Source organism: Pseudoalteromonas sp. JC28, assembly GCF_013319255.1.
Taxonomy (GTDB): Bacteria; Pseudomonadota; Gammaproteobacteria; order Enterobacterales; family Alteromonadaceae; genus Pseudoalteromonas.
On record NZ_QOKX01000008.1, the window covers coordinates 172188 to 189293 of the forward strand.

The 17106-nt window shown below is 43.2% G+C and carries 16 protein-coding genes and 1 riboswitch; of the genes, 10 read left to right on the forward strand and 6 right to left on the reverse strand.

All coding sequences use genetic code 11. The annotated features are described in order from the left end of the window. The first annotated feature begins 12 nt into the window (after positions 1-12). From argH to DS891_RS18550, 3 genes are all read left to right on the forward strand, one after another. The gene (gene argH, locus DS891_RS18540) at positions 13-1878 is read left to right on the forward strand and encodes an argininosuccinate lyase (RefSeq protein ID WP_174170585.1); all 1866 of its coding nucleotides are present in this window, start codon (positions 13-15) and stop codon (positions 1876-1878) included. Between the two features lie 177 nt (positions 1879-2055). Next, the gene (locus DS891_RS18545) at positions 2056-2214 is read left to right on the forward strand and encodes a hypothetical protein (protein WP_167310205.1); all 159 of its coding nucleotides are present in this window, start codon (positions 2056-2058) and stop codon (positions 2212-2214) included. A gap of 66 nt (positions 2215-2280) precedes the next feature. Next, positions 2281-2736 carry a hypothetical protein gene (locus DS891_RS18550; protein WP_254605953.1) on the forward strand — a complete coding sequence of 152 codons (456 nt, stop codon included), beginning with the start codon at positions 2281-2283 and terminating at the stop codon, positions 2734-2736. A gap of 190 nt (positions 2737-2926) precedes the next feature. Here DS891_RS18550 and DS891_RS18555 read toward each other — a convergent pair whose 3' ends face one another. Together DS891_RS18555 and coaD are read right to left on the reverse strand one after the other, a co-directional pair. Further along, positions 2927-4285 carry a capsule assembly Wzi family protein gene (locus DS891_RS18555; RefSeq protein WP_174170587.1) on the reverse strand — a complete coding sequence of 453 codons (1359 nt, stop codon included), beginning with the start codon at positions 4283-4285 and terminating at the stop codon, positions 2927-2929. Then, positions 4282-4764 (reverse strand): pantetheine-phosphate adenylyltransferase, encoded by a 483-nt coding sequence (gene coaD / locus DS891_RS18560; protein ID WP_010374242.1) that lies wholly within the window; start codon positions 4762-4764, stop codon positions 4282-4284. Before coaD ends, DS891_RS18555 begins: the two co-directional genes overlap by 4 nt. Before the next feature lie 185 nt (positions 4765-4949). On the opposite strand from coaD, the gene DS891_RS18565 reads away from it, so the two are divergent. The 4 genes from DS891_RS18565 (at position 4950) to DS891_RS18580 (ending at position 7951) form a co-directional block, all read left to right on the forward strand. After that, a complete protein-coding gene (locus DS891_RS18565) occupies positions 4950-5606 on the forward strand; it encodes a TetR/AcrR family transcriptional regulator (RefSeq protein ID WP_010374241.1) in 657 nt (218 codons plus the stop codon). Positions 5607-5823: 217 nt separating this feature from the next. Then, positions 5824-7281 carry a tRNA uracil 4-sulfurtransferase ThiI gene (gene thiI, locus DS891_RS18570; RefSeq protein WP_010607129.1) on the forward strand — a complete coding sequence of 486 codons (1458 nt, stop codon included), beginning with the start codon at positions 5824-5826 and terminating at the stop codon, positions 7279-7281. Between the two features lie 138 nt (positions 7282-7419). Further along, entirely contained in the window at positions 7420-7668 is a 249-nt protein-coding gene (locus tag DS891_RS18575; protein ID WP_010607130.1) for a type II toxin-antitoxin system Phd/YefM family antitoxin, read from the forward strand. Continuing rightward, positions 7658-7951: a type II toxin-antitoxin system RelE/ParE family toxin gene (locus DS891_RS18580; protein WP_174170588.1), complete on the forward strand. Its 294-nt coding sequence runs from the start codon at positions 7658-7660 to the stop codon at positions 7949-7951. Before DS891_RS18575 ends, DS891_RS18580 begins: the two co-directional genes overlap by 11 nt. Before the next feature lie 228 nt (positions 7952-8179). Here the strand turns inward: DS891_RS18580 and DS891_RS18585 are convergent, their stop codons facing one another. Together DS891_RS18585 and DS891_RS18590 are read right to left on the reverse strand one after the other, a co-directional pair. Continuing rightward, positions 8180-9082 (reverse strand): ketopantoate reductase family protein, encoded by a 903-nt coding sequence (locus DS891_RS18585; protein WP_174170589.1) that lies wholly within the window; start codon positions 9080-9082, stop codon positions 8180-8182. Continuing rightward, a complete protein-coding gene (locus tag DS891_RS18590; RefSeq protein WP_174170590.1) occupies positions 9075-9425 on the reverse strand; it encodes a VanZ family protein in 351 nt (116 codons plus the stop codon). The genes DS891_RS18585 and DS891_RS18590 overlap by 8 nt, the downstream gene beginning before the upstream one ends. 152 nt (positions 9426-9577) lie before the next feature. Here DS891_RS18590 and DS891_RS18595 point away from each other — a divergent pair, with 152 nt between their 5' ends. From DS891_RS18595 to DS891_RS18605, 3 genes are all read left to right on the forward strand, one after another. Then, positions 9578-10060 carry a YajQ family cyclic di-GMP-binding protein gene (locus tag DS891_RS18595; RefSeq protein WP_174170591.1) on the forward strand — a complete coding sequence of 161 codons (483 nt, stop codon included), beginning with the start codon at positions 9578-9580 and terminating at the stop codon, positions 10058-10060. An 89-nt stretch (positions 10061-10149) separates the two neighbouring features. Further along, positions 10150-10396: riboswitch (cobalamin riboswitch) on the forward strand. 34 nt (positions 10397-10430) lie between these two features. Beyond that, positions 10431-12293, forward strand: a complete 1863-nt coding sequence (locus tag DS891_RS18600) for a TonB-dependent receptor (protein ID WP_102057583.1) — start codon at positions 10431-10433, stop codon at positions 12291-12293. Positions 12294-12453: 160 nt separating this feature from the next. Further along, positions 12454-13431, forward strand: coding sequence for a hypothetical protein (locus tag DS891_RS18605; RefSeq protein WP_010607135.1), 978 nt, complete (start codon positions 12454-12456; stop codon positions 13429-13431). Between the two features lie 41 nt (positions 13432-13472). On the opposite strand, the gene msrA is transcribed toward DS891_RS18605, so the two are convergent. After that, entirely contained in the window at positions 13473-14009 is a 537-nt protein-coding gene (gene msrA, locus DS891_RS18610) for a peptide-methionine (S)-S-oxide reductase MsrA (RefSeq protein ID WP_174170634.1), read from the reverse strand. Then, a complete protein-coding gene (locus DS891_RS18615) occupies positions 14006-17104 on the reverse strand; it encodes an efflux RND transporter permease subunit (protein WP_039492778.1) in 3099 nt (1032 codons plus the stop codon). The genes msrA and DS891_RS18615 overlap by 4 nt, the downstream gene beginning before the upstream one ends. Between the last annotated feature and the right edge of the window lie 2 nt (positions 17105-17106).

Below are 17106 nucleotides of genomic sequence, written 5' to 3' on the forward strand. Positions count from 1 at the left end.
TAGGAGAGCGAGATGGCATTATGGGGCGGCCGTTTTTCATCAGGTCCTGATGAGGCATTTAAGCAATTTAATGATTCTCTGCCATTTGATTATCAATTGGCAGAGCAAGATATTGTTGGCTCTATCGCTTGGGCGGGTGCGCTAAAGCAAGTAGATGTATTAACTGAAAGCGAACATCAGCAGATCATCTCAGCGCTGAAACAGCTTTTGGATGAAGTGATTGCTGATCCGCGCAGTGTAGCAACCGCGGGACATGAGGATATTCATTCTTATGTTGAAGCTAAACTTATCGACAAAGTGGGTGATTTAGGTAAAAAGCTGCACACAGGTCGAAGCCGTAACGACCAAGTAGCCACAGACTTTAGATTGTGGAGCCGGAAAACGGCGCAGCAATTGCTTGTGGCACTGAGTTCACTCAAGCAAGCTCTTGTGGTACTCGCAGAGCAGGAGCTTGGTACTATATTGCCAGGCTACACCCATTTACAGCGTGCTCAGCCCGTGCTCTTTAGTCATTGGTGTATGGCCTACGTTGAGATGATTGAGCGTGATGAGTCGCGCTTAAATGATGCGCTTGAAAGGTTAAATGTGTGCCCACTTGGCTCAGGTGCACTAGCGGGGACTGCTTATCCTATCGATCGTGAAATGTTAGCTGTAAACCTTGGCTTTAGAGAAGCCTCTCGTAATAGTTTAGATGCGGTCTCTGATCGTGACTTTGTGGTTGAGCTACTCAGTTGTGCGTCTATTTCGATGATGCATTTATCTCGTTTTGCAGAGGATTTGATCTTTTACAATTCTGGTGAATCTGGATTTATTGATTTGGCCGACAGCGTGACGTCCGGCTCATCCTTGATGCCACAGAAAAAGAATCCTGATGCCTTAGAGTTGATCCGTGGCAAAACAGGTCGAGTTTTTGGCGCCTTTAGCGGCATGATGATGACGCTTAAAGCTTTGCCCTTGGCCTACAACAAAGACATGCAGGAAGATAAAGAAGGCCTATTTGATGCCATGCCAACTTGGCTTGCGTGTATTCATATGGCTGAAGCATGCGTTAAAGGCATTAAGGTTAATGGTGATAAGACGTTAGCGGCTGCAAAAGGTGGTCACGCCAATGCGACAGAGCTTGCTGATTATCTCGTTGCTAAGGGAATACCGTTTAGGGAAGGCCATCACATCGTCGGTGAATTAGTGCAGTTAGCAATTAGTAAGGGGCAAAACCTCGAGGATCTGAGCTTAGAAGAATTCCAGCAAGTCAGCGCAGTAATTGCAGAGGATGTCTACCCAGTACTAGAAATTGACGCTTGTATTGCCGCTCGTAACGCATTAGGCGGCACCTCATTGCCACAAGTGACCAATGCCATTAAAACGGCAAAAAAAAAGCAAAAAATCCTAGTGCGTGATGCCAATTTAGATGATGTTGAAGCCATTGCCGGACTGATCCAATATTGGGCTAAAGTAGGTGAGAACCTACCGCGAGCGAAAAGTGATATGATCCATAGTATCAATGAGTTTGCGGTAACAGAGGTCGGTGGCAGGGTGACAGGATGTGCATCTTTGTATATTTACGACACTGGGCTTGCTGAAATTCGCTCTTTGGGTGTAAATCCCGAGAGCGAAATAAAGGGACAGGGGCAACTTTTAGTCGAGCATTTACTGGTGAAAGCCAAAAAATTGGCACTCAATCGTATTATTGTGCTAACTAGAGTACCTGGCTTCTTTATGAAACAAGGTTTTAACAACTGTACCAAAGATAGCTTGCCTGAAAAAGTGATGAAAGACTGCGAGTTGTGTTTGCGCAAAGATAACTGTGATGAAATTGCGATGGATTTCATTATAAAACAAACATCTAGCTTAAGTATTCCATGTAAATTTGTGGCTTAACACTAAGCTTTTACAGAATCAGAAAGAGCGCTAGTAAGCGCTCTTTCTGTATGTAAATTAATCGATTGAAATTGGTTTAATAAATGTTGGCGTGTTTCGTGCTAAGTAAATCTCGATAATTTTTAGATGACTCACTTTTAGAGTTAAGACTAATTTGTAAATATTGAGGGAAATTTCATGATAAAAACAATCCTAGCGAGAAAAAATCAAGCTAAAACAACTGGTCAAGCAAAGCCACTTTCTGATAAGGTGATTCAATCTGTAAGTAAACTTGAGATGGTATCTGGCGCACGTGGAAGTGCAATAATTCCGCCTGGGTCTAAAGAACCGTACTAATGATTAATGTTAATTTATGACTTTTTTGGTATGAGTATAGGAGCCCTTGTAATATGGGGCTTCTTGATGGCCACACTGCTACATCTATTTTTTTATATACTAAAAGTCCAGAAAAATTTACAGCTACTCTTTGCTTCTATCCTGTTATTTACCTCCTACTTTGTAAGTGATTTTATCATTGCTTCTGATAGCTACAATACGGCTATTCACGGAATATTTGCTTTGTTTGATCTCTTTACCTTATTGATTCTTTTTCTAGTCGCGTATACTTTTTTTAAAGATGAAAAGCTCGAAGTTGGCGTTTTATATATTACGGTAGGTTTGGTTATTAATACTTTAATGTTCTTCTTTATGTTTATAGATACATATATTTATGAAAATGTAACACGCTGGTTCTTATGGTATTTATACTCATACATAGTGATTTCTGTGGACTTTATTATGGTTGCTTCTTTATTAGTCAATAAAGATTGGTTAGGTATTAAATGGGCTATAAGTAATGTGAGAGCTAAGGTAGCTTGAAACTTTAGTCGATTTAAATTGTAATTTTTACTTATTTATCATAGTCTTGTGTTTGTACCGCTTTTTCGTGCTTGCTGGTTATACATTGTCGAAATGTATATAACCGATTGGCTTTTAATTGTCGTTTGGCTTATTCCTAAGGACTTTCTTGGATTATACGCCATAATAAAAGAGCGGCGATGGCCGCTCGTTAAAACTGATATTCCACGCTCAACGTGAGTGCTGCGTGGCTTTCGTCTTCTTCCTGAGACTTATCTTGCCATGCTTTTACGCCAATTTTAGCAAGCGCGCCAAACACACCTTGTTGGTAACCGAGCTCGAGCTGGTTTCGCTCAACGTCTAATGTGTCAAATTCAACTCGCTTCAGTTTGGCATAAGCACCAATGCCATCTGTGCTGAAGTAATCTAACGCGAAAGTGAGGTTTTTAGCGTCCAATCCCGAGCTTGCTCCAAGCCAGAGGTCGCGTTCACGGTAGTTCGCTGAATCCACGGTATTGTCTCTTGGGCAAAGCGCGAGCTTTAGCTCGTCTTTACAATCAATGCTTGTATCTGAATATTCAATAAAGCTTTTAAGGCGATAGTCTTTACCACCCCAATAACTTTCAATACCTAGGGTGTACATTGGATTGCTTGGTAATGCACCACTGTCGTTATTGCCTGCAAGCTCACCGTATAAAGCGAGTGGTTGACTTGCTATCCGAGTGGAGTATTTGAAGTCAACGCTGGTGAGGCGTTGCGTTTGCTTTTCGCTTTCAAGGTTTTGTTGTTGATAAACAAAGTCGCTGGATGTTGTACTAAAGCCAAGCTCTAGCCCTTGAATTGGAAAAGCAGCCGCTCTAAACCCCCAAAAGTCGCCATCCTTTTTACTGGCTATATTTGGGCGTTGTTTTGCCATAATGGCCGTCACTTGCCAAGGACCAACGAAAGAGAAAAAGCTCGGTCCAATATAGTTGTTATTGGCACGACTTAAACGAACCGCCTTCATGGGGGCTGCGTTGTTTGAAAGCATCAGCGCATTTTCGTTGCTCGGGCCCCACCAGTAACTCAGTCGCTCAGCGCTGAGAGACCAATTACCAAACAACACTGCAAGGTGGCTGCCGTGGTGATTCACGTATTTTCCATCTTGGCTTTCATCTGCGTAGTTAACCGCAACTTTAGCGCTAACAGCACCGCCGGTAATAACGCCATAAGTACGCAAGCCTGAACGTTCATTTTGACGTTCACCAAAGCCTGTTGAGCGCTCTTCAGCACCGTTAAAATGTGCTTTTACACTACTGTATCTTTCTCTTTTTGCTTGTTTTAGTGCATGGCGTAAATGTGCCAATGCAAAGCTTGCGGTTTCAGAGAGATTGCTGTCATCAATAGCGGCAAGGTCATTAACAATGCCGCTCCACAACAGAGGATATTGATTAACTGGGCGATTTATCACGCCTTCTGCAACCAGTAAATCTATGCTGTGTTTAAGCTCACTTTGTGACACCTCTATCCAAGGTGAAGCATGCGCATAAGTACCAACCAATACGGCTAGGGATAATAGGCACTTTTTCATCCGTGTAGTTTTTCCTCTAAAGCTTTGGCAACCAGCGGGTGAACAAATTCACTGACATTGCCTTTATGAAGTGCAACTTCTTTTACTAAAGTTGACGAGATAAATGAATTCTTTTCAGATGGCGTTAAAAATACGCTTTCCAAATCGGGATGTAAACGGCGATTCATATTGGCCAGCTGGAACTCATAGTCAAAGTCAGACACCGCGCGAATACCGCGGATCAGCACGTTGGCTTTTTGCTCTTTCGCTAAATCAACGAGTAATCCTGAAAACCCAATCACCTTTACATTTTTATGTGACTTTAAAATTTCTTCAGCCAAAGCAACACGTTGCTCTAGTGAGAAACAAGGCTGTTTATTTGGGTTATGGGCAATTGCCAAGATCACGGTATCAAACATTTTTGCTGCACGTTTGATTAAGTCTTCATGTCCATTAGTGAGGGGATCAAATGTGCCAGGGTAGAGGGCGATGACTTTCATAAGCGTAACTATGTTGAATTTTTTTGTATGGTAACAAGGTTTTTTTGAAAAAACACTGGTCAGCTTTGTCGGATCTAAGCTTATCTAGAGGTAAAATTAGTGCTATTTTTTCACATGGAGCGCGCAATAGCCTATTAACACTAGCAATAGCGCGACCACGTTATCAACAAAGATAGAGAATCGTAATGAATACCAAGGAAAAAATAATACGTACCAGCATCGCGTTATTTAATTTGCATGGAGAGCGCGCGATTACGACAAACCATATAGCGTCCAGTTTGGGGATTAGTCCTGGCAATTTGTACTATCATTTTAAAAATAAAGAAGACATCATTCGGCAAATATTCGCGCTTTATAGCGAGCATTTAAATACGCACTTTAAGCCACTGGAGCAGCACAATGAGCCGCTTGAGCAGCTAACTCAATATTTAGACTCCTTGTTCGACCTGATGTGGCGTTATCACTTTTTCTACGACAATCTGACAGACATCTTGGCTCGTGATGATGAATTGAAAAAAAACTACATTGCTTTTCAGTCACGCTTACTTGAGCAAGTAAAAGCTGTGGTAATTGGTCTAAGAGATACAGGCGTGATCACCATAGATGATGACGATGCTAAAGAGCTCGCGCATATGTTGAAAATGACCGTTAGTTTCTGGACTCCTTATGTTAAAGCCAGAAGAATGACAGGCGTCCTTGAGCAACAAGATATATACAATGGTATTGTTAAAGTTCTGATGATTTTTAAACCTTACGCGACGCCCATGAGCGCACCGAAAGTGGCACAACTTCAGCAGCATTATCAAGCACTGGCAGAGGCGAGCTTACCGAGTATTGCTTAGCCTGAAATAATTAAGCGGGCCTTTTGCCTGGGTGAGCACGGCAAAAGGCTTTGTAGAGCACAAAGGGAAAAGGTTTGTTTATTTCCTAATCGGCTCTGAGTTTGATATACTCGCGCGCCCGAACTGTCCTCGGTCAGTGTGCGCCACGATAAAGTCCGCTTAGGTCAAATCAGTGCGTCATCGCAACCGATAATCGATCTGTAGTAGAGTGACTTTTATGCTTAAATTTATCGTCAAATTACATCCCGAAATTGCTATTAAGAGCAAATCCGTCCGTAAGCGTTTTACCAAAGTATTAGAGAAAAACATCAAAATGCTGTTGGTTCGCGTTGACGAAAACGTAAAAGTTAAAAATAACTGGGACAATATCTCAGTGACGAGCGAGCTAAGTGACGAGAAAACCCGTCTTGGTCTAATTGACCACCTTAAACGCACGCCAGGTATTGTGCAGTTTATTGAGGTGCAAGAAACACAGTTCGACACGCTTGATGATATCTACCAACAAACGATTGCTTTGGTTGAGCCATTGATCAAGGGCAAAACGTTTTGCGTGCGTGTAAAGCGCCAAGGTAAGCATGAGTTTACTTCAAGCGACGTGGAGCGTTATGTTGGTGGCGGTTTAAACCAAAATGTAGAGGGTGCCAGTGTAAGACTGAAAAAACCTGATGTGACGGTTAAAATCGAAGTCAAAGACAATAAAGCCTACATCGTTCGTCACCAGCACTTTGGTCTAGGTGGCTTCCCACTACCAACGCAAGAAGACGTGCTGTCTTTGGTTTCTGGCGGATTCGACTCGGGTGTTGCGACTTATCAAATGATGCGAAAAGGCGCGCGAACGCACTTTTTGTTCTTTAACTTAGGTGGCGCAGCCCACGAAATTGGCGTTAAGCAAGTGAGCCACTATTTGTGGAAACAATTTAGCTCTACCCACAAAGTTAAATTTATTACGATTGACTTTGAGCCGGTTGTTGCAGAAATTCTTGAAAATATCGAAAGCGGACAAATGGGCGTGGTACTAAAGCGCATGATGATGCGTGCAGGTGCTGTGGTTGCAGAGCGTTTAGGGATCCCTGCGCTGGTAACTGGTGAAAGTATTGGTCAGGTATCGAGCCAAACCTTGGCTAACCTTAACGTGATTGACCGTGTTACAGAGATGCTGATATTACGACCGCTTATTCAACACGATAAAGAAGAGATTATTCGTATTGCCAGAGCGATTGGCACCAATGAAATGGCAGAAGCAATGCCTGAATATTGTGGTGTGATCTCTCAAAAACCAACGGTAAAAGCACAGCTTCACAAGATATTAGCTGAAGAAGAAAAGTTTGACTTTGATGTATTGAATACAGTTGTAGCGAACGCGACGGTAAAAGATATTCGTGATATTGAAGCTGAAGCAAAAGAAGAAGTGAAAGAAGCGGAATCGGTAAGTGAATTACCTGACAACGCGGTGGTACTAGATATTCGTTCCCCTGAAGAGGAAGATGCAAACCCTCTAGAGCTAGATGGTGCACAAGTGATCCACTTACCTTTCTTTAGATTAGCCACTAAGTTTGGCGACTTACCACAGGACAAAGCATACTACTTGTACTGTTCGAAAGGCGTAATGAGCCAGTTACAAGCACTTATTCTGCATGAAAATGGCTATGCAAACGTCAAGGTGTACCGTCCTTAAAAAGCGTGTTAACAAGCGTTGGGTGAGACTTTAGGATTTACCCAACGTACGTCTTGTGGGGAGGCAAGAGGGCGCTTGTTATTGCTTATTTATACGACTAATATAGTCGATATAAAGACCAGTTAAGAGACTGATTTTATGACCACTAGAATATTAGCAGATGTTGCTGCGAGCATTACTGAACTAAAAGCAAACCCTATGAAAGTTGCAACAAGTGCTGACGGAGAACCTGTCGCTGTGCTTAATCGAAATGAACCTGCTTTTTATTGTGTGCCTGCAGAAGCATACGAGATAATGATGGACAGGCTCGAGGATCTTGAGCTACTCGCTATTGCTAAAGAGCGTGAATCTGAAGAAAGTATCTCAATAAATATTAATGATTTATAAACTCGGTTTTAAAAAGAGTGCACTCAAAGAATGGAGTAAACTAGGCTCTACCCTGCAATCGCAGTTCAAGAAAAAGTTAATTGAACGCCTCAAGGATCCCCATGTGCCAGCGTCGAAGCTATCTGGTGCTGACAACATGTACAAAATAAAACTACGCCAATCAGGTTACCGCCTAGTCTACAAAGTTGAAGACGACATTATCGTTGTAACTATGCTAGCAGTGGGAAAGCGTGAACGTAGTGATGTTTATCATAAGGCTATGAAGCGAATAAAAGATGATTGAGTTTCTAAAGGAATCGCTGTGTAATACCAATTGAATTAATTCTTCAATCAATTTGAAGGGTGAAATATCATATTAGCTTCGTTAAAAATTTCTCATTTAGAACAACTAAATAGCAAAATTTTTGCCTTGCTACTAAAGCTATTTCCCCGCTTCAAAATAGCTCATTTACTTAATGCAATTGGTATAAATAGTTTTGTGGGAGGCGGTTTACCCGCCGAGAAGTTAAGTCTATTGTCGCGCTAGCTGCCAGCGCTTATTCACTTCCTCAAGTAACTGTTGATTAAACGGCACATCGATATTTTGCTTCGCTGCTAGCTCACAAATATACCCGCACATGGCGTCAATTTCTGTGCGTCTGTTATTCGCGATATCCTGATTCATTGAAGAGCGATTGTTTGCAGTTTGCGCCATTACGGTGTAAGCAAGCGTGACTAGCTCGCTAAGCGCTAAGTTCACGCCTGTACTTGTGGCCACAAGTTGTACTTCATTCATTAAATTAAGGATTTGGGCCGCGTATTTGGGCTGTCTTAGCTGACCATTTGCGACTTGTTCCAATGCACTTAACGGGTTAATGGCAATATTAACCGCCAGCTTTTTCCAAAGTGTTGGCATGATGTCAAACGTGGTTTGAGCATTGTCAAATGTGCTAAACAGTTGCGAGAATACGCGCTGGTAGTGGCATTCAGCTGGTAAATTTAACGGCCCAAACCAAGTTGCACCTTGTCCTGTATGATGCACAGTGTCTGCGACTTTATAGCCTGCGATGGATGTGCTTAAGAAGTAGGCTGATTGTGTTTTATCAAGCGCTGCTAACTCACCAGACCAATCTACCATGCCATTATGACTAAGGATTAGCGTTGCATTTTTTGAAAGTGTAGGGCGAAGCGCTCGGAGTGCTTCGATGACCTGATATGCTTTAACGGGAATGATTAGCGTATCTATACTGCTGGCAGGGAGTTCTGCAAGTGTTTTGGTGCTGCATGGGATGGTTTGTTGAATACTTGCTGTTTGATAGCGATAAGTCGCCGCGCGTTTATTTCGAGTGATCAGCGTAATTTGATGAGATTGACTAAGGTGCTGGGCGAGCAGTAATCCTATCGCCCCTTCACCTAAAATATGTATATTAGCCATGTTTTCTGTTGCGCCAACTTGCCCAAATATAAAATAGAACAAAATAACTGACCGCACCGGCTAAATCAGCGAAAAAATCAGCGGTAGATGCTTGGCGATACGGTAATGAATGTTGCATCCACTCAATTCCTGCACCATACAAGGACAGCAGTACTATGTGTGTCCATACTTTCACTTTAAAAGCATGGTGAGAGATAAACGCAAGCACAAAAAATACACCAAAATGCGCCACTTTATCGATATTTGGGAACAGCTTTGGAGACAAGCTAATTTCCTTTGCGAATAGCACCGTACATATAATTAAAGAGATAATCAAAAGAGCTTTATAAACGCGCCGTGTCACAATACATCCTACTTCTGTATGACTAAGCGAGCAGTATACCATCGAAAACTGTCCATTGGGTGAACATCCTAATACGCTGTTTAAAAACTTAAAGTAACTCAAATTAAGCATAAACTGCTATAATCGAGCCAAAATGACTTTAGGAGAGAAGCATGCCTTCATTTGATATTGTATCTGAAATTGATATGACAGAAGCAAAAAATACTGTAGACAACGCGGTTCGCGAGCTTGATACGCGGTTTGATTTTCGTGGCGTAGATGCATCAATCGAGCTTAACGGTGAAATGATCAACCTTAAAGCGGAAGCAGAACAGCAAGTTATGCAGTTGTTCGATATGTTAGTGGGTAAAGCGGCAAAGCGTGGCCTTGATGTGGCAAGCTTTGAGCTAAAAGACATTGAACGTTCAGGCAAATACGTATCGCGCAAGGTGGCGTTAAAACAAGGCATCGACAAAGAGATGGCGAAAAAACTGGTTAAGCTTATTAAAGACTCAAAAGTTAAAGTTCAAGCATCAATTCAAGGCGATACGGTGCGTGTAACGGGTAAAAAGCGTGACGATTTGCAAGAAACGATGCAATTGATTCGTACCGGTGAGCTTGGCCAACCATTTCAATTCAAAAACTTCCGCGACTAATTACGCTTTACTCCATTCCAAAAGTGCATAGATTGCACTTTTGGATTTCTAGACGTCCATTGACAATCATTCCGAAACCCAAGACAATAGCCTCGCATTTTCAAGGTGCTGTACACAACCTAGTGTGGTTGCTAAGTGTATAGATAATCGGGAAACTGGTGCGAACACAAGGGAACATCTAATTGCGTGAATCAATAATAAATTGAGTAAGACAGTTTATTACACGTGATTAGCTTGGATCGGTTCTATGCCAGCGCTGCCCCCGCAACGGTAGAGTGAACTGCTAATCTGCAGATTTACTGAGCCCGGAGACCGGCCTTGAAACAGTCACTTTGTGTTCTTGTACGGTGGGTACAAGTTAGGGGAAACCATGTTAAATAAAACTGCTCTAAGCGCGGCGATAGCGACGGCGCTCTCTTTTTCAGCATTTGCGGATCAAAATGTTGAACATATCACTGTTACTGCCAATAAATTTGAACAATCTCTAGAAAGCGCACTGTCTGCCATTACGGTTATAGGTCGCGCTGAAATTGAAAAAAGCAATGTTCAAGATGTCGTATCGCTACTCGATAATGTCGCTGGTATTCAAGCTGTTAGAAACGGTGGCTTTGGCCAAAGCGTGAGTTTATTCCTACGCGGTAATGACGCTAAGCATACGCTAGTGTTAATCGATGGGGTTCGAGTGACGGATGCAAACTCCGGTGACAATTCGCTCACTAATTTACCACTTAATAGCATCGAAAGAATTGAGATCATTCGTGGTGCCAAAGCTGCGATTTATGGTTCAGATGCCATTGCTGGCGTGATTAACATTATTAGTCGCGAAGGGAATAACAATACTATCGCGTTTACGACTGGGAGTAACAATTACTCCAAGACCGAAGCGACGGTAAATTACAAAAAAGACAAGTTTAGTATTGCAGCTAATGCGGGTTACACTCATACCGATGGCTATGATGTGATTGAGAAAGACCCTGAAGCTGCAATCACAAAAAACCATGACCGTGATGGATATTATAACGGTAATGCCGGTTTAAATGTGCAGTATGGTGATGAAGAAAGTGGCATTTTTAGCTTACGTTCACAGTACAGTGAAGGTGAGGGGGAGTATGACTCTTTTGGTAGTGATGCTTACCGTTTCCATAACTACACCAATAAGTTGGCGTGGAAAAGACGTACTGATAAGTTTAGCCAAAGTGCGTCATACAGCTTAGGTAAGGAACAAAATGTTCAAATCGGTAATAGTGCTGACGATAACGCTTATGTCACCAAACGCAGCCAATTTGAATATCAGTCGCAATATAGTTTAACTGAAGCTTTGATCTTCACGGGTAACTTTACCTTTCTAAATGAAGATGTTGGTGATTCTACCGCCTCTTTTTCAGAGCCTGAGCGTGATAATTTATCTTTAGCACTCGGTGGGTTTTACAACGATGAAAATTGGCTGGCAGAGGTTGTACTGAGAACGGATGATTATGATTTTCATGGTCGTGCAAACACCTACACGGTTGCTGTCGGCAAGCAACTCATGGATGGCCTAAGTGTTAAGTTGAATCATGGTACTGCCTTTAGAGCACCTTCTTTATCACAGGCGTTTGTGATTGATAGTCCTTACTATTTACCTAACCCAAATATTAAGCCAGAAGAAGCTACTAATAACGAAATTATTGTTACATGGAGCGGCGAGAACTTCCGTGTGGAAGCTGCGGTATACGATAACCGTATTACCGATAAAATCGTTTATCAGCAAAATGATAAATGGAAATACATCCCTTACAATGTTCAGCGCGCTGACTTTGAAGGTGCTGATCTTTCTGTTGAAATTGAAGACAACTTTGGTATCGAGCATACGGTAAATGTGAGCTATGTGAGTGCTAAAGACGCAGATACCGATAAGCAATTACAGCGCAGAGCGAGACGCACCTTAACTTATTCAGTCAGTAAAGAGTGGGAAAATGTCGACGCAACACTGACCTTAGTCCATAGAGGTAATCGCGACGATAAAGTATGGGGAGCTGAAGGTGCATATACAGTGACTTTACCGTCATATACGCTGTTTAACTTAGCTGCTAACTATACGTTTTTCGACGGATTCAAGTTAAATGGCCGTATTGAAAACTTAACCGATAAGCGTTATTTCAATGCCACAGCGGGCGAAGCAAAAGATGGCTCTTTACTGGGCTATAAGCCACTAGGTAGACAAGCCTACGTTGGTGTGAGCTACAGCTTCTAATACGTTAAAAGCTTTTCAATACCCAGAGTGATCCATCGTGAGTAATGGATCACTTTTCTTATTTATCATTTAGTTGCATTACATTTGTAACTGGTGTTCTGCCTTATGTGTGGTTGATAATAGATTTGATTTGTATTATTACTACCTTAAGGAAAAGAACATGAAGTCACTATTATTTGGGTTACTCACGCTTGGGATTGTCACATCAGCGCAAGCTTCGCTACCTGAAAACCAGCTTGAACCTCAATTTTCAACACAATCAATGGCGGGCGATTTCGCTTGGTTTAACGCGCCATCGCAAACCTGTAGTCGGATCCGCAGCATGATGTACTATCGTCACCCCGGCAACGATCACCTAACGCCTATATCTGTGCCTGTGATTTATACCGGTGGCGAGTGTTGGTCTACTGGCAGGACAACATCTAGCCAAGGTCCAAAGGAAATGTATACGCAGGTTTCAGATATTATTCATCAGCAATTTTCGAATGTGGAACATAACTACAAAGAGTTGACGACCGATATCGTCAACAATATTGCCGCACAATCTAGTTCAAATAAAGTGAGCCACACGACTAGCCTCTACGGCACTATGCATATGAAAATCGCAGGTAGAGTTGATGCGCAAAATAAAGTACCGGTGTTGATCGATGGTTTCGATTTGAAGTCTTACGCTAAGTTCCGTAAGAAGCAGCTTGGGATGAATATTTATATCCATGTCTATATTAACAACGAAAATGTCACCATCAAAGGTAAGTATGATGTACGTACCCAGCAGCTTGAGTTAGATCCTTTAATTTCTAGCTTTAAGCCTGTGGTGACGACAAAAGTAGAGCTGCCGTGGATCCTCGATTTGATAGATACCTTGACTCCGGGGATTTTTGACAAGCTTTATACTGAATTTAGCCGTATTGTGATTGATGTGTTTGAATTCTTAGGTGTGGATATGAGCGAAGATATTCCGCAGGTCATTAAACACAATGCCCAGTTAATCAATTCAGGTGTTGTTCCGCTTAAAGGCTTAGATACCTTAAGACCTGGTGATACTGCGAATTTAGAAATGGAAGTAACGCGTGGGCATTTGCGGATTAAAGATGGCCGCACTAGTTTTTATGTATTTGCTATACCTATGTTGCCGTAAGGCGTAAGCCGAACGCAATCTATTGCGTTCGGCACACAAGTTTAGTGCTTTAAATTTGCCGCAAAATAGCTTTCAAATTTTGCAATTTTAGGGGCAATCATCACACTGCAATAGCCTTGGTTTGGGTTTTCAGTGTAATAATCTTGGTGATAGTGCTCAGCAGGATAAAATTCAGGCGCTGGGCTAACTTCAGTCACTATTTTTTCACTTAACTGGCTTTGAAGCTGCGCAATACAATCTTGAGTTTGCTGCTGTTGCTGCTGGTCATGATAAAACACCACACTACGGTACTGAGTACCAATGTCGTTGCCTTGGCGGTTCAACTGCGTTGGATCATGCAGAGTAAAAAACATATTAAGCAAAGTATCAAAGCTGACAATATCGGCATCAAATTGCAGTTGGACTACCTCAGCATGGCCACTGTCTCCCCGACATATCATTTGATAGGTGGGATTATCTGTGTGGCCACCTGCGTAACCTGATTGCACTGACTCAACGCCATTGACGCGGCGAAATGCCGCATCAATACACCAAAAACAACCACCACCAAAAGTTGCTGTTTGTAAAGTTGCCATTATACCTCCTGCTCAGGATGTTGTTGCGACTGCTCCTCAAGACGTTTTGTCGTCTCTTCTGGAGATTGCGTCTTCTTAGCTAGTAAAGTATAGGCGGTTGGGATAACAAACAAGGTTAAAATGGTGGCAACACTGACACCTGCAAAAATCACGACACCGATCACCATGCGGCTTTCGAATCCTGGGCCTGTTGCAAACACAAGCGGGATGGAGCTCATCACGGTTGTTAGCGAGGTCATGATAATAGGTCTTAATCGCTGCGCTGCAGCATCGACAATGGCTTGTTCGAAGGCAATGCCTTTGTCACGCAATTGGTTAGCAAATTCCACGATTAAGATACCGTTTTTGGCGCTAAGGCCAATCAACATGACAATACCAATTTGGCTATAAATATTTAGCGTGCTGTCGGTGATAAATAATCCATACATCGCACCGACTAAGCCCAGCGGTACGGTGAGCATGATAACCAGTGGATGGACAAAGCTTTCAAACTGTGCGGCTAATACCAAGAAAGTAACGGTGAGCGCCAGAATAAACACATAGGTCATTGCTGATGCACCTTCATAAAACAGCTGTGATTCGCCTTTGTAGTCGATGGCGCCGTCGATATCATTCTCTTCGGCGGCAACTTTATTTAAAAAGTCGAGGGCTTGCTCCAGTGTATAGTCGCCAGCGAGGTTTGCCGTGATAGTGATTGCGCGCATACGGTTGTAGCGGTTTAATCGAGAAGCTGTGGCTTCTTCTTTTATGGTGATCAAACTGTCTAATGGCACGAGCTCATCGCTACGAGATTTCACATAAATATCAGAAATATTATCTGGGGCAGAGAAGTCGGCTTTGGTGCCTTTTAAGATCACATCGTATTCTTCACCGCGGTCAATAAAGGTGGTAACACGACGTTGTCCCAGCATGGTTTCTAGCGTTTGGCCTATAGCACTTACCGACACGCCTAAGTCTGCAGCTTTGGTTTTATCAATGCTTATCAAAAACTGTGGGAAGGTTTCTTTGTAATCGTGATCGAGACGAACCAGTCCTTTATTTTCTCGTGCGCGTTCTAGAATGCGATCGCGCCATGCAGCTAACTCATCGTAGTCGTTACCTTGCAGTACAAACTCAATAGGGCGTGAGTTACCGCCGCCGCCAATACCACGGCGCATAATAGCGAAGGCGCGAATATCTGTAACATCTTGCATTTTACCGCTGATCTCATCCATGACTTCCCAAGTAGAGCGTTTTCGCTCATCCCAGTCTGGCATGCCGATAATAGCAACACCGCCTTGACCACCCCAACCAGGCACCCGAATAAGCACGCGGCTAAGTTCCTCTGAGTCTACATAAGGTAGTAGGCGCTCTTCAATTTTTGCCATATTTTGCGAGTTGTTTTCGTAGCTTGCCCCTTCTGGGCCATTCATCATAACGAAGAAAGTACCGCGGTCTTCTTTTGGTGTCAGTTCAGACGGGATCTGTTTAAACAGGCTGTAGCTGGTAAAACCCGCCAGTGCCAACATCACGATCAGGCTGTATTTGCGCGATAAGTTGTCTTGTAAAACACGGCGATATCCTTGTTCTAGTCGTCCAAATTGACGGTCCATCCACTGACTAAAGCGGTTTTCTTTATTGCTGGGCTTTAATACTTTGGAGCAAAGGGCAGGAGATAAGGTCAACGCGGTAATACTGGAAAACAGCACCGCAGCACTTACTGCAAAGGCAAATTCGGTAAATAGGGCACCAATACGACCATCCATAAAGACTAAGGGAATAAACACGGCAACCAAAACCAGCGTTGTGGCAATGATGGCAAAGCCTACTTCTCGCGCGCCACGGTATGCCGCCAGTAACTTGGGTTCGCCAAGCTCGATGCGGCGGTAGATATTTTCTAGCATTACAATGGCGTCATCGACCACAAGGCCGATGGCAAGCACAAGTGCAAGCAGCGTCAGCAAGTTGATAGAATACCCCATGGCCAGTAAGAACATAAAGGTTGCAACTAAGGCTACCGGCACGGTAACAGCAGGGATCAGCGTAGCGCGGATATTGCCAAGGAAGATGTAGATAACGAGTACCACCAACGCCATGGCAATCGCAAGTGTGCTGTATACTTCAGCAATGGACTCACGGATAAAAATAGAAGAATCGTAGCTGTCTTCTATGGTGGTGCCTTGAGGCAGGTTGCGCTTTATTTTTTCAAGCTCTTTACGAGCGTTGTCGACCACTTCTAGCGTATTGGCTTTGGCTTGCTTAACAACACCAAGGCCAATCATATTTTTACCATTACCACGGAAGGTACTTTCGTCGTCAGCGGCTTCAAGTACCACCTGCGCGACTTCACCAAGTCGCACCAAATAGCCTTGTTCACCGCGCTTAATTACTAGGTTGTCAAAGTCTTCTTGAGTCTTATAGCTTCTGGCAATACGAACAGAAAAATCACGGTCAACGGATTCAATTTCGCCAGCGGGTAATTCTACGTTTTCTCTGCGTAGCACTTGTTCAATATCACTGCTTGTGACTCCACGAGCGGCCATCGCCTTTCGGTCTAGCCAAATCTTCATGGCGTATTGACGTTCACCGCCAATACGTACATTCGATACGCCATCAACAACCGCCAGACGGTCAACGATAAAGCGCTGGGCGTAGTCTGAAAGCTGCAAGGTATCCATGGTTTCGCTGTTGAGTACAAACCAAGCGATAGGGCTTTCGTCGCTGTTTGATTTCGATACTTCAGGCGGCCTAACTTGCTCTGGCAACCTATCCAGCGCTCGAGAAACGCGCTCACGCACATCATTTGCAGCAGCGTCGATGTCGCGATCGATATTAAATTCGATAGTGATATTGGAACTACCATTGCGGCTACTGGAATTTATGCTTTTGATCCCTTCGATCCCCGAAATCCGGTTTTCTAATACTTGGGTGATCTTGGTTTCTACTACTTCCGCTGATGCGCCTGTGTAGTTAGTGCTTACACTGACTATTGGGGTTTCAATATCAGGATATTCGCGCAGCGGTAGCATAGTAAATGCCACTAAGCCAAAGGTCAGCAGCAGTAAGTTAATAACGATCGCGAAGATCGGGCGCTTTACCGCCGTATCAGTGATTCTCACGT